At 63.4% G+C, this 12,348-nt stretch carries 11 protein-coding genes and 1 pseudogene; 3 read left to right on the forward strand and 9 right to left on the reverse strand.

Translation table 11 applies throughout. From position 1 onward, the window contains the following. Nucleotides 1–32: 32 nt before the first annotated feature. The 4 genes from KBY66_RS04460 to thrS form a co-directional block, all read right to left on the reverse strand. A complete protein-coding gene (locus tag KBY66_RS04460) occupies nucleotides 33–1,607 on the reverse strand; it encodes an NAD(P)H-quinone oxidoreductase subunit 4 (RefSeq protein WP_255087993.1) in 1,575 nt (524 codons plus the stop codon). A gap of 78 nt (nucleotides 1,608–1,685) precedes the next feature. After that, entirely contained in the window at nucleotides 1,686–2,636 is a 951-nt protein-coding gene (thrB, locus tag KBY66_RS04465) for a homoserine kinase (protein WP_255087994.1), read from the reverse strand. A gap of 39 nt (nucleotides 2,637–2,675) precedes the next feature. After that, nucleotides 2,676–3,737, reverse strand: a complete 1,062-nt coding sequence (locus KBY66_RS04470) for a glucokinase (protein ID WP_255087995.1) — start codon at nucleotides 3,735–3,737, stop codon at nucleotides 2,676–2,678. Further along, nucleotides 3,734–5,581: a threonine--tRNA ligase gene (gene thrS / locus KBY66_RS04475; protein WP_255087996.1), complete on the reverse strand. Its 1,848-nt coding sequence runs from the start codon at nucleotides 5,579–5,581 to the stop codon at nucleotides 3,734–3,736. The genes KBY66_RS04470 and thrS overlap by 4 nt, the downstream gene beginning before the upstream one ends. A 385-nt stretch (nucleotides 5,582–5,966) precedes the next feature. Here thrS and KBY66_RS04480 point away from each other — a divergent pair. Both KBY66_RS04480 and KBY66_RS15850 read left to right on the forward strand, forming a co-directional pair. Beyond that, nucleotides 5,967–6,245, forward strand: a pseudogene (locus KBY66_RS04480) (transposase); the annotation flags it as partial. Between the two features lie 10 nt (nucleotides 6,246–6,255). Beyond that, nucleotides 6,256–6,354, forward strand: a complete 99-nt coding sequence (locus tag KBY66_RS15850; protein WP_399224825.1) for a DUF4326 domain-containing protein — start codon at nucleotides 6,256–6,258, stop codon at nucleotides 6,352–6,354. Here the strand turns inward: KBY66_RS15850 and KBY66_RS04485 are convergent. Then, complete coding sequence (locus tag KBY66_RS04485; RefSeq protein WP_255088019.1) at nucleotides 6,328–6,810, reverse strand: hypothetical protein; 483 nt, start codon at nucleotides 6,808–6,810, stop codon at nucleotides 6,328–6,330. The genes KBY66_RS15850 and KBY66_RS04485 overlap by 27 nt on opposite strands. A gap of 82 nt (nucleotides 6,811–6,892) precedes the next feature. On the opposite strand from KBY66_RS04485, the gene KBY66_RS04490 reads away from it, so the two are divergent. Continuing rightward, entirely contained in the window at nucleotides 6,893–7,138 is a 246-nt protein-coding gene (locus KBY66_RS04490; protein WP_255087997.1) for a hypothetical protein, read from the forward strand. A 190-nt stretch (nucleotides 7,139–7,328) separates the two neighbouring features. On the opposite strand, the gene KBY66_RS04495 is transcribed toward KBY66_RS04490, so the two are convergent. The 4 genes from KBY66_RS04495 to KBY66_RS04510 form a co-directional block, all read right to left on the reverse strand. Next, complete coding sequence (locus KBY66_RS04495) at nucleotides 7,329–8,927, reverse strand: glucose-6-phosphate isomerase (RefSeq protein WP_255087998.1); 1,599 nt, start codon at nucleotides 8,925–8,927, stop codon at nucleotides 7,329–7,331. Nucleotides 8,928–9,052: 125 nt separating this feature from the next. Then, nucleotides 9,053–9,631: a histidine phosphatase family protein gene (locus KBY66_RS04500; RefSeq protein ID WP_255087999.1), complete on the reverse strand. Its 579-nt coding sequence runs from the start codon at nucleotides 9,629–9,631 to the stop codon at nucleotides 9,053–9,055. 50 nt (nucleotides 9,632–9,681) lie between these two features. After that, nucleotides 9,682–9,852, reverse strand: a complete 171-nt coding sequence (locus KBY66_RS04505) for a hypothetical protein (protein WP_255088001.1) — start codon at nucleotides 9,850–9,852, stop codon at nucleotides 9,682–9,684. Between the two features lie 388 nt (nucleotides 9,853–10,240). Then, nucleotides 10,241–12,094, reverse strand: a complete 1,854-nt coding sequence (locus KBY66_RS04510) for an alpha-amylase family glycosyl hydrolase (RefSeq protein WP_255088002.1) — start codon at nucleotides 12,092–12,094, stop codon at nucleotides 10,241–10,243. Nucleotides 12,095–12,348 lie beyond the last annotated feature (254 nt).

The following is a 12,348-nucleotide window of genomic DNA, read 5'->3' on the forward strand; positions in this document are numbered from 1 at the left end:
TGTGGAGACGCAGAAGCTCCATTCCAGCCGATTCAGCCGAGGGATGCGAGGCCCGCCATGGCCTCGGTGGCGTGGCTGGCGAGGTTCTCGGCAACGGCCGTGGTGCTGGCCCCATAGAGATCAATCGCCAGGCGGGGCCAGAAGCCGATTGCCAGGGTGGGCACCAGCAGCATCAGGCCGATCACCAGCTCGCGGGGTTTCATGTCGCCCACCACGGCCAGGGCCGGAATTCTGGGGCCGAAGAACACCCGCCGGCACATCGACAGCAGATACACGGGGGTGAGCACGAGGCCGATGGCTGCCAGCACCACCGTGATCGTGCGGAAGCCGGTGGTGAAACCCTCGTTGCTGGTGACGCCAAGGAACACGGTGATCTCGCTGATGAAGCCGCTCATCCCCGGCAGGGCCAGGGAGGCCAGGGAACTGGCCAGGAAGAAGGCGAAGGTGATCGGCAGCACCTTGGCCAGGCCGCCCATGTTGGGAATCGAGAGGGTTTTGGTGCGCTCGTAGAACACCCCGGTGACGAAGAACATCGAGGCGGCGATCAAGCCATGGCTGATCATCTGCAGCATGGCGCCGCTCATGCCGAGGCTGTCGATGGCGCCGATGCCCAGCAGCACGAAGCCCATGTGGCTCACCGAGCTGCAGGCGATCCGCCGCTTCACATTGTCCTGGGCGAAGGCATTGAGGGCGCCATAGATGATGTTGACGATGCCGAGCACGATCAGGGCCGGAGCCAGGATCAGGTGGGCCTCGGGCAGCATCTGGACGTTGAAGCGCAGCAGGGCGTAGCCGCCCATCTTCAGCAGCACACCGGCCAGCAGCATCGACACCGGGGCATTGGCCTCGCCGTGGGCGTCGGGCAGCCAGGTATGCAGGGGAAAGATCGGCAATTTCACGCCGAAGCCCACCAGGAAGCCGAGATAGCAGAGCAGGCCGAAACTGCCGCCGTAGGAGCGCTGGCTGAGTTCCTGCAGGTTGAGGGTGAAGCCCTCACCACCGAGGGCCAGGGCCAGGCCGCTGATCAGGATCAGCAGCGAGGCGGTGGCGGTGTAGAGGATGAACTTGGTGGCGGCATACTGGCGCTGGGCACCGCCCCAGATCGCGATCAGCAGATACACCGGCACCAGCTCCAGCTCCCAGGCCAGGAAAAAGAGCAGGAAATCCTGGGAGAGAAACACCAGCGACTGGGCCGAGGCCTGCAGGAGCAGCAGGCCGAAATAGAGGTTGGTCTTGCGGTTGATGTTCCAGCTGGCCGCCGCCGCCAGCAAGGTGACCAGCCCGCTGAGGACCACCAGGGGTGTGGAGAGCCCGTCGGCGGCGAGCGACCACTCCAGGCCGAGGAAAGGGACCCAGGCCACCCGCTCGACCAACTGCAGGCTGCTGCTGCCGCCATCGAAATGCTGGCTGAACACCCACAGCATCAGCAGCAGGTCGGCCAGAAGCACCGCCAGGGCGACGGTGCGGGGGCCGCGGGGATCGCTGCCATCGCCAGGGAGCAGCGGCAGCACCAGGGCGCCGGAGGCAGGCAGCAGGGCGATCAGGCTGAGCCAGGGGAAGCTGGCCGGAAGGCTGGAGGCGGCCGTGAGGGGCAGAAGTGCATCCATGGCGGCCAGGCAGGGTTCCGGGGAGGCCGGCGGTCCGGCGCTGCAGAATTTATCAGTTAAGTAGTTGTACCTACCTTTTCAAGGCCGGTCTTCGACTGCCTCCCAGTGGCTGCCGTGATGCTGCAGCTCCAGCACCTCCGAGCGGGAGGCGACGCCCTCCTTCTCCCAGGCCTGCACCATGGCCCGCCCCACGCTGGCCGCGTTCTCGGCGGAGGTGAGGGCCAAAAGGCTCGGACCGGCGCCGCTGATCACGCATCCCCAGGCGCCGCTGGCCAGGGCTGCCGCGTTCACTGCCAGTCCCCCCTGGATCAGGGCCCAGCGGTAGGGCTCGTGCAGCCTGTCGTGCATGCCATCGGCGATCAGATCGCCATTGCCGGTGCGCAATCCCTGCAGCAGCAGGGTGAGCGCGCCGAGGTTCACCACCGCATCGGCGATCGGCACCTGGCGGGGCATCACCCTCCGCGCCTCGCTGGTGGGCAGGCGCAGGGCCGGAATGGCGACCACCACCTTCACCACCTCGTTCCATTCGCAGCGCACCACCCGCCAGCGGTGGGAGGCCGCCCTGGCGGTGAGGCAGAGGCCCCCCAGCATCGACGGCACCACGTTGTCGGGGTGGCCTTCGATGTCGATCGCCAGCTCCAGCAGCTTCTCCTTGCTGAGCGGGTTCCCCACCAGGGCATTGGCGCCGATCAGGCCGGCCACGATCGCCGTGGCGCTGCTGCCCAGGCCCCGGGCCGGCGGCACCGCCAGTTTCACCCGCGCTTCGAGGCCCACCGGCTCCTCACCGGCCTCCTTCCAGACCCGCCGGGCGGAGCGGTAGACGAGGTTGTCGGGGCCGCCGCGCAGGTGAGACCCCTCGCTGCCTTCGATCAGCAGATCAAAGCGCTCGCCATCCCCTTCGATGCAGCGCAGCACAAAGCGGTTGTTGAGCTCCAGGGCAGCGCCCAGGCAGTCAAAACCCGGCCCAAGGTTGGCGGTGGTGGCGGGCACATCCACCATCACCCCCTGGCCGATCCGCGGCCGCACCATGTCGTCTGCACTGCTGGAGCCAGTGTCCCACTTGCTCGATCAGCTACCGCCGGCCCAGGACTCAGCCATGCCGTCCTCCAGCAGCATGCGGGCGCGGCAGGCGGCGCTGAACAGGCCGGCCTCCGGATCGATGATCGCCATCAGGGGGATGGCCTGCAGCAGGGGGGAGAGCCGGCCCTTGGCACACAAAGGCTCGAGGAAGGCGGGGGAGCGCAGGTGATGCAGCATCTTGGGCGCTGTGCCACCGCCGAGCCAGAGGCCGCCGCGGCAGAGGCACTGCAGGGCCAGGTCACCGGCGGCACTGCCGTAGGCCCCCAGCCAGAGGGCGAGGGCTTCGGCGGCCAGGGGATCGCCCCGATCGGCCGCCGAAGCCACCGCGGCGGGCAGGTCGGGGAGGTCGCCGGCCAAGGGGTGGGAGCCGGCCGGATCCCGCTCGGCCAGCAGCCAGCGGGCCACGTGGCCGAGACCGGTGCCGCTCACCACCCGCTCCACCGAAACCCGCTCCAGGCCCAGGTCGTTGGCCAGCCAGCGCTTGAGCCGCCATTCCGCCTCGCTGCGGGGGGCGAACTCGGCGTGGGAAGCCTCGCTGGCCAGGGCGATCAGGCCGCCGGGGCCCGGCACACCGATCGCCGCCCCCAGGCCGGTGCCTGCCCCCAGGATCGCCAGGGGTGGCCCGCTGGGGTGGGCCGAGCTGCCGCCGGGGCTGGCCTTGGAGCAGGGCCCGGGCCGCAGGGGCTGCTGCTGATCGGCGGCCAGGTGGGGCAGGCCGTAGATCAGCACAGCGAAATCGTTGACCAGCTCCAGCGACTCAAGGCCGCAGGCCCCGGCCAGCGCGTCCTGGTCGAGCTGCCAGGGCAGATTGGTGACCTTAACCTGGCCGCCGATCACCGGGCCGGCCACGGCAAAACAACCGTGGCGAGGCGGCTCCTCGCCGGCAGCGGCGGCGGCGGCAAGGAAGTGGGCCACCATGGCGGCGAAATCGGCCCAGGCGCCGGAGGGGTAGCGCTGTTGGCGCAGCAACTCCAAATGGCCCGCCTGGAGGCGGTAGGTGGCCAACAGGGTCTTGGTACCGCCGATGTCGCCGGCCAGCAGGGTGGTCATGCCGCAGCGAGGGCAAGGCCGAGGGCCAGGCCGGCGGCCCGCTCCCGGTTGGCGCGGGTGGCTGCGGCGAGCAGATCAGCCACGGCCACGGCGCCGAGGTCACCGTCGCGGCGGCTGCGCAGGTTGACGGTGCCGGCCTCGGCCTCGGTCGCACCGATCACCGCCAGCAAGGGAATCTTCTGCTGTTCGCCGTTGCGGATCAGTTTGCCGAGCCGCTCACCGCTGCGATCGAGGCCGGCACGGATGCCGGCGGCCTTCAGCTGGGCCAGCAAGGTTTCGGCCACCGGCAGCACCGCATCGGTGACCGGCAGCAGCCGGATCTGCTCGGGGGCAAGCCAGAAGGGGAAATCACCGGCGTAGTTCTCCACCAGGATCCCGAAGAACCGCTCCAGGGAGCCGAAGATGGCCCGGTGGATCATGATCGGACGCTGGCGCGAGCCATCGGCGGCGATGTAGTGCAGATCGAAGCGCTCCGGCAGGTTGAAATCCAGCTGGATCGTGGAGCACTGCCAGAGGCGGCCGATCGCATCTTCGATTTTGATGTCGATCTTGGGGCCATAGAAGGCACCGCCACCTTCATCCAGCTTGTAGGCCCAGCCCTTGCGCTCCAGGGCCTCGACCAGACCGGCGGTGGCCAGCTCCCACACCGCATCGTCACCGATCGACTTGGCCGGCCGGGTGGAGAGGTGCACCTCGTAGTTGTGGAAATCGAAGGTGGAGAGGATCGTTTCGGTGAGGTTGAGCACCTCGAGGATTTCAGCGGTGATCTGCTCGGGCAGGCAGAAGATGTGGGCGTCGTCCTGGGTGAAGCCCCGCACCCGCATCAGGCCGTGCATCACGCCCGGGCGCTCGTAGCGGTAGACGGTGCCCAGCTCGGCCCAGCGAATCGGCAGCTCCCGGTAGGAGCGCAGGCGGCTGGCAAAGGTGAGCACATGGAAGGGGCAGTTCATCGGCTTGAGCTGGTACTGGCGCTCATCCACCTGCATCGGGCCAAACATGCTCTCGGCGTAGAAATCGAGGTGACCAGAGGTTTTCCAGAGGCTGAGATCGGCCACGTGGGGGGTATAGAGCAGCTCGTAGCCGGCGGCGAAGTGGGCTTCGCGCCAAAACTCCTCGATCAGCAGCCGCATGCGGGCACCCCTGGGGTGCCAGAACACCAGGCCGGCGCCGGCCTCGTCTTCGATCGAGAACAGATCCAGGTCCTTACCGATGCGGCGGTGGTCACGGCGCAGGGCTTCGGCTTGGCGGCGCTGGTGCTCGGCCAGCTGTTCGGGCGTTTCCCATGCGGTGCCGTAGATACGCTGCAGTTGGGCCTTGGTTTCATCGCCGCGCCAATAGGCACCGGCCACGCTTTCAAGCTCGAAGGCCTTGGGGTTCAGCTCACCGGTGTGGGCCACGTGGGGCCCGGCGCAGAGGTCCCACCAGTCATCGCCAAGGGTGTAGAGGCTGATCGGCTCGGTGAGGCCGGCGAGGATTTCGAGCTTGTAAGGCTCGTTCTGGGCGCTGATGCGGCGCTCAGCCTCCTCGCGGCTCACCTCAATCCGCTCGAGGGGCAGCCGGCGGCCGATGATTCGGCCCATTTCCTTTTTGATCGCCTTGAGATCGGCCTCGGTGAAAGGCTCAGGGTTGTCGAAGTCGTAGTAGAAGCCGCACTCGGTCCAGGGCCCGATGGTCACCTGGGCGCGCGGGAAGAGCTTCTGTACGGCCATGGCAAGCACATGGCTCATCGAATGGCGGATGCGCAGCAGCTGGGGGCTCTCGCTGGTCTTCGGCAGGTGGATCGGGGTGGTGTCCGTTTTCACCCTGCGGCTGGCGGGTTCGGCTGCAGGGGGAGCGGCTGGCACGAAAAGCGCATGAAACAGATGCCAATCCTAAGCAACGGCTCCAGCTGCAAGCCCCGCTCGCCTGGCTCGCTCGCTTCACCCGGAGGATCGAAAGTCGCTGCTGAATATCTGAGCGAAGCCTGAAACCACACTAAGAATTCTGGTGCAGTGGCTTTGTTGCAGAACGGTGGTTAAAGTTGGTGATGCTGCAGTAATCCGAGCAATGGTTATCGATTCCTTCAGCTGGAAAGTCATAAACATCTTGACAGGATGGTCGCAAAATGCTTAATGCTTGGTATGGGTGAAAACTTTTTCCCGTTACGTGATAAGCCTGCACTTGATTACCCCGGAAGCTCCGTAAAAACCTGACTCGGAGTTATAGTGGTATTAAGTTACCACCCCACTCATGGGCCGCAGCCTCATCCAGTTCCAGGAAGGGCTTTCGTTCCCACAGTTCAATGCCCTCTATGACTCTGAGGAGAAATGCGAGGCGGCGCTGGAGAAGGCGCCCTGGCCTGATGGCTTCCGCTGTCCGCGCTGTGAAAGCCAGGAACATGGAAATGTCAATGGCCGACGTCACAAGCGCTATCCGTGTCGCCACCATTGCCGCCATCAGACAACCCTCACTGCCGGCACAATCATGGAGGCCACTAAACTGACGCTAACCTTCTATTATCTCGCCTGGCCAGGTCTATGTGGGCCGGCCCACGGCGCTCGGCAATCCCTTCAGCATCGACCGGGATCGCAGCCGCGATCAGGTGATTCAGCTATATCGGGGCTGGTTGTGGCGGTAGCTGCAGGAGCCCGGTTCCCCGCAGCGTCAGGCGTTGCAGGCCTTGCTCCAGCAAGCCGCCAAGTGCCCGATCGAGCCGCTCTGCTGGTGCTCCCCGCTGGCCTGTCACGCTGAGGTGATTCGCTCCGCTCTCCACTTGCTCGCCGCGCAGGAGCGGGGCTGCGGCTGATCGCGGCCGATGCCGAAGCCGAGCACAGCGGCAAAGCAGGCTTGAATCACCAGGGCTTACCCCCCTCAGGTACGTCTCCAGCTCCACCTTGCGGATCACCCGCGACTCGGGCTGGTTGCTGATCTGCAGCTGGGAGGCACCGACCCGCGCCGTCAAGCGCCAGGGTCCAGGAGGTCCCTGTGGCGGCGGTGGTGGCGCCACAGGGGCCACAACCGGATCGGCCGGTGAAGTGACCAGCGGGCGCTCACCCAGCACCGAGGCGAGCAGATCACGAGTACCAGGAGGCATCAGCGCAGCTGCAAGACGTCAACACCCCTTGCCAGGGCCGGCCGTGGCCTGGCAAGGGGGCTTGAACACAAGGAGTTCAGCCATGCCCACCACCATGATCAGCGCCAGATCGATGAAGACCCCGGCTCAGATCGCCCGGGTTCACGCCAAGCCCCGCAGCGGGGTCTGGCCCCAGCAGGTGGTCGGAGCACCGGGTGTTGCCTTCTCCGTCGCCATGGCCCCCACGCGGGGCAGCTTCGATCGGCAGATGACCAAAGCAACCCCGTCGCGGCCGTCACGGATTCGGCGCACCGGCGGTTGGAGCAGCGGTGATCTGCTGCGGGACTGACCCCCTGGGGAACAATCGCTGGGGCTTCCTCATGGTCGCCCCTCGGGCAAGGGCTGACGCTGGCAGCGTCAGGTTGGCTCAAGCAATGCCGATCTGACCATGGGCTGGCATGGCTCTGTGCCTCTTGCGTCAACTGGCGGCCGGCATGCGGGCAGAACGATCGGCAAGGTGGACAGAGAGGTGGTGAGCCTTACGACTTCAGAGCGGGTTGTCTGTGGCGGAAGCGCAGGGAGTCGGGACGGGAAGGATCTCCGCTGGTTTCGATCCCGGGGTCGTTGGCAGCCCGGTGGCGTAGCACCTGGTAGACGGTTTCAATTCGATCGCTGGCGTCGGCATCCGCTGCCAGCTCCTGCAGAGAGCGAGGGGAGTCGGAGGACTGCAGCACCTCTAAAACACGGCTTTGGAGCGCAAGGATCGCAGCGGCAGCCTTCTTGCCCGCCTCGACGCCGGGCTGGTGGTAAGCGTTGATATTCACCAGTGAGGCGTAGTAACCCACTGCCCGCTCGTAGAGCGCGATCAATGCCCCAACCCGCTGACCATCGACGCGGGGGATCGTGATCGTGATCGAGCCGCGATCGTTCTCGTGCAGGGCTTGACGTGTGCCCAGCAGGAAGCCGGAGAGGAAATCCCCGGAAGTCACGCCTTGCTCCACATCGATCGAGTCGCCACAGCGGTCTTCCAGCACCTCAATGAAGGTGGCGAAGAAGTTGGGGATCCCCTCCCGCAACTGCTGCACATAGGCGTGCTGGTCGGTGGAACCCTTGTTGCCGTAGACGGCCAGGCCCTGATGCACGATGCGGCCGTCAAGGTCGCGCTCCTTGCCGAGCGATTCCATCACCAGCTGCTGCAGGTAACGGCTGAACAGCAGCAGGCTGTCCTTGTAGGGCAACACAACCATGTCCTTGCTGCCGCGACCCTCTCCGGCGCAGTGCCAGCAGAGGGCGAGCAGCACCGCCGGGTTGCCGCGGATGTCGCGCACGCGGGTGGCGGCATCCATCATCCGCGCCCCCTCCAGCAGGTCCTGGATTTGGATGCCCTGCAGCGCTGCCGGCAGCAGGCCAACGGCCGAGAGCTCCGAGGTGCGGCCGCCCACCCAGTCGTGCATGGCGAACTCGCCCAGCCAGTGCTCGTGCCGTGCAAGATCGTCCATGCGACTGCCCGGCATCGTGATCGCCACGGCGTGGCGGGTGAAATCGAGACCCTCCCGCTCGAAGGCATGCCTCACTTCGAGCATGCCGTTTCGCGGTTCCGGTGTGCCACCGGACTTGCTGGTGTCGATGACCAGGGTGCTGCTCAAGCGACCCTCCAGGCCGGCCAGCACCCGGTCGATCCCGGCCGGGTCGGTGTTGTCGATGAAGTGGATCTTCAGGGGTGGCTGATCCGGTGCCAGGGCCGCCGCCACAAACTGGGGCCCAAGCGCCGAGCCGCCGATCCCGATCGCCAACAGGTCGGTGAAGCGGTCTGCTTCAGGGGGGGTGATCCGCCCGAGGTGGATATCAGTGGCAAACTCCACGATCGCATCAAAACCGCTGCTGATCGCCTCTCTGATTTCGAGGCTAGGGGCGCGCTGCGGATCGCGCAACCAGTAGTGCCCCACCATCCGATTTTCATCCGGATTGGCGATGGCACCAGCCTCGAGGGCCTCCATGGCATCGAAGGCGCGCTCAAAGTCGCCTCTGAGCCGGGTGAGATCCGCCTCCTCCACTCCCATTCGGCTGACATCGAGATAGAGATCAAGTTCAGGGAGGTGAACCAGCCAATCTTGGTAGCGCTGCCAGGTCTTGTTCATGGGGAGAAGCCGCCGTCAAGTGCGGGTGAGGGGATGGGCTGGGCTGGGCTGAAGCGATGGAGTGGAGAAACAATCCTCAAGTAAGCCGGAACAGGTGTCCGGGATTCGAAGACCCAGGGGGCGGCTCAGGACGTCCGCTCAGGATTGAGATCCAGGGGGGCGTTCCAGCAACGAATGGCCGGCACCCCCCGATACCAGGCGAGAACGGAGAGGGTGGATGGATCGAGCGTGAAGTGGGACCCTCCGGCGGTCGGCAAGCCGATCCAGCGGGCGCCGAACACCCGCAGGACATGGCCGTGGGCGAAAAGAGCCACCGGACCATCCACCGCCCGCACCCGCTCAATCACCCGATCCACCCGGGCACCGATGGCCTGCGGCGACTCCCCACCAGGACAACCATCGCGGAACACCAACCAGTCGGGGGCATCCACCCGGATCTCCGCCGGGGTGAGGCCCTCATAAGAGCCATAGTCCCACTCACAGAGATCGGGTTCGATGAGGGCGCGGCCGCCTAGACCGGCCAGCTCGCAGGTGTCCCGCGCCCGGCGCAGGGGGCTGCAGAGCACCTGCTTGAAGTCCCGGCTTGCCAGGGCAGAGGTCAGCCCACGTGCCACCTCCTCGCCATGCGCTGTGAGGGGGATATCCGTGAGGCCGGTGTGCTGCCCGGAGAGGCTCCATGCGGTTTCTCCGTGACGCACGAGCACCACCTCAGAGTGGCAGCCAGCGGAGGGGGACGACGACGCAGGCGAGGCCATCAGTTGGCCTCACAGCCCATGGCCCCAGGCAGGCGCCGTACCCACCAAATCCGCTCGGCGGGCCCGCAGGTGGGCCCGTGGAGAGAGGCCTCGCTCTGGTTATGACGGTAGTCGTGCACGCTGGCACCGTCGGCCTGGGTATCCACGGTGAGAGAGCGGTGCGCGGTCATGCCGGCCAACAGGTCCTCTGTGGATACAGCATTGGGCTTGAGATCGCCATGAATGGCAAGAACGGGCAGGCCAGAACGAGGAGGAGTGTCGGCCATGCGTGTGCGCAAGACAACCCTTAAACGTTAATCAGCGATGGTTAAGGATTTGTCAACAACTCGGCAGTATCCGTTGATAGATCTCTCGGCCTTTGCTTATTGCGCAACTGGCAACGAAATCCCGTTAATCAGTGGAAACCAGCTACGCACTGAACAAGATAACTGCAATCCTGGAAATCAAGGGCTAAATGCCCTTCGGATGCGTTCAGCTGATCTGCCGATCGCCCATAATTTTATATTGAGATCTTGGCAGGCCTAAGTTTTCTCCAACCCCCATGCTATAAGCAATGGATCAGAATCCTTCCCAGTCTACTTCGAGTTTCACCCGACCAGAGGCAGGCAAGAGAAAACGACGATGCAGCACATTCTCGTAGTGGGCATGCCTGGCGAGGTCTCCTGAGCCCTCCTTGAGAACCACAAACTTGAAGCACATCGGCTGACCCGCCGATTCATCGAAGGGAACTTCATTAAACCAGGTGTCCCCATTGATGAACTCCAAGGCAACACTTTTGCGAAGATCCCAGCAGCCAAGCTCCGGTACATCGCCAGTCACAGCAATCCACTCCCCAGGGCACGTGAAATAGTTGTTGAGCTGAAACTTGACGATGGCGGTCCCCTCAACGGCAGGTCCGATCACGCTCAGCACCAAGGATCCTTTGGCAGGTACGTGAAGGTCATGAATCACACCGTTCTCAACCTTCACGAGCGTTCCACTGAGGACGCAGTGATGCAGACCATCTGGAAAATTTATGTTGCTGATCGAGAGGGTTGTGGCATCCCCCTGGTTCAACAGGACAAACACCCTGGAGCCCCTATAGCACCGAGTGTAGGCATAGACCGCTTTGCTGAGGAACTTCTGGTGATGGGAACCGTAGGCAAGAGCGCGATTGGTCAGACGCAGATTTGCCAATTCACGGATGATGGCAAACAAGCAACCTGTCTGATCCCAATGATCCATCATTGGCCGGTTGTAGGGATCTTCCCCACCGTCAGTATTGTTGAACAAATACTGTTCCGTGCCATAAAAGAGCGAGGGAATGCCGCGGAGGGTCATCAGCAGAATCGTAGCGAGTTCAAGGTTCTCCCTGGATTTCGAGACGGAAAGAAACCTGGGCATATCGTGATTATCGATGAACGTCACCAGTTCAGTCGAACGTTTGTAGACATGATCCAGATCCAGCACGGACTGGACATGGTGAAATCCATTTGAACCCTGTTGTCCTGAAAATGCATCTCGGATTCCATAGGCAAGCCCGAAATCCAGGATCGACATACCAGTGCTGTTGGCATAGGCAAGGGTGCGACCATCAAAGGGGCTGCCAAAGCCGTATTCTCCAAAGATGAATGTCTCAGGGTGGTGACGCCGGATGTCGGTGACGAATTCCTGCCAAAACCAGATCGGCATGTGCTTGACGGTATCGACTCGCAGTGCATCAAACCCCGCATCCAGCCATGCAATGATCGCTGACTTGATGTAGTTGCGGAAATCGATGTTATTTTCATTGAACGTGGCCAGCCCTAGCATTTCATGATTGAGCAACTGAAACTCGTCGTTCCAATCAGAAATTTCTGAGAAGTGGTGATAAAAGTTGTTGGTATCGTTGTTAAAGTCAGCAATCAGCACGCCATCGTCGTACAGAACACCCTTGCTCCCATTGATGTCCGGCGAGCTGTGGTTGCAGACAATATCCAGTATCAGCTTGATTCCCCTGGAATGGAATGTCTCTACTAGCTCCCGCAACGTCCGAGATTCAGCCAGCGATTTTGAATCTTCCGCACTAACAAAATGAGGATTGATCCGCTTGAAGTCTCTGGTCCAATAACCATGCATGGGAGCGCGGTCATGCTGGATATCATCCACTTGCTCAAACAGAGGAGAGAGCCAGATGGCCGTGATTCCAAGCGACTGGAGGTAGTCGGCCCGATCGATGACACCACGGAGGTCACCTCCCCAGTAATGGCCCCAGCGGCTACGGCTGGGATCAAAGAGGCCCGCTCGGCCTACCTGATCGTTATCAATACAACTGTTCAGAAAACGATCGATGATGAGAAAATAGATGGTTTCCTTACGGAAATCCATCTCGGGTGTGATGAGGAACCCTGCTGAGGACTGGCGAATCGCCTCAGTGTCGAGGGGTTTTCCCAATGATTCCATGGAGGCTGGTTCGGTAAGCCCTTCCTAGTCAGACCATCAGCGGCGGAAGCGTGATGCGCAACACATACCAACCACTTCCATTGGTGATGGAGATGGCTGTCCAAGAATCACACACGGTTGTCCGGCGACAATCAGGTTGACCGGTTGGCGACAAGCTCGTTGGCCGGTTGGGAGCGGGGCTGCTGACCCTGGGGCCGATGCGCATGGCCCTGGTGATGCCGGCACCACTGACGAGCCAACAGATC

Origin of the sequence: Synechococcus sp. Tobar12-5m-g (genome assembly GCF_024345415.1) — a bacterium.
In the GTDB taxonomy this organism is placed as follows: Bacteria; Cyanobacteriota; Cyanobacteriia; order PCC-6307; family Cyanobiaceae; genus Regnicoccus.

What these genes read in the sequence shown, in the direction of transcription:
- KBY66_RS04460 (WP_255087993.1), bottom strand. Translation starts at nt 1,607, where the DNA reads ATGGATGCACTTCTGCCCCTCACGGCCGCCTCCAGCCTTCCGGCCAGC.
- thrB (WP_255087994.1), bottom strand. Translation starts at nt 2,636, where the DNA reads ATGGTGCGGCCGCGGATCGGCCAGGGGGTGATGGTGGATGTGCCCGCC.
- KBY66_RS04490 (WP_255087997.1), top strand. Translation starts at nt 6,893, where the DNA reads ATGCCCACCACCATGATCAGCGCCAGATCGATGAAGACCCCGGCTCAG.
- KBY66_RS04470 (WP_255087995.1), bottom strand. Translation starts at nt 3,737, where the DNA reads ATGACCACCCTGCTGGCCGGCGACATCGGCGGTACCAAGACCCTGTTG.
- KBY66_RS04485 (WP_255088019.1), bottom strand. Translation starts at nt 6,810, where the DNA reads ATGCCTCCTGGTACTCGTGATCTGCTCGCCTCGGTGCTGGGTGAGCGC.
- KBY66_RS04505 (WP_255088001.1), bottom strand. Translation starts at nt 9,852, where the DNA reads ATGACCGCGCACCGCTCTCTCACCGTGGATACCCAGGCCGACGGTGCC.
- KBY66_RS04495 (WP_255087998.1), bottom strand. Translation starts at nt 8,927, where the DNA reads ATGAACAAGACCTGGCAGCGCTACCAAGATTGGCTGGTTCACCTCCCT.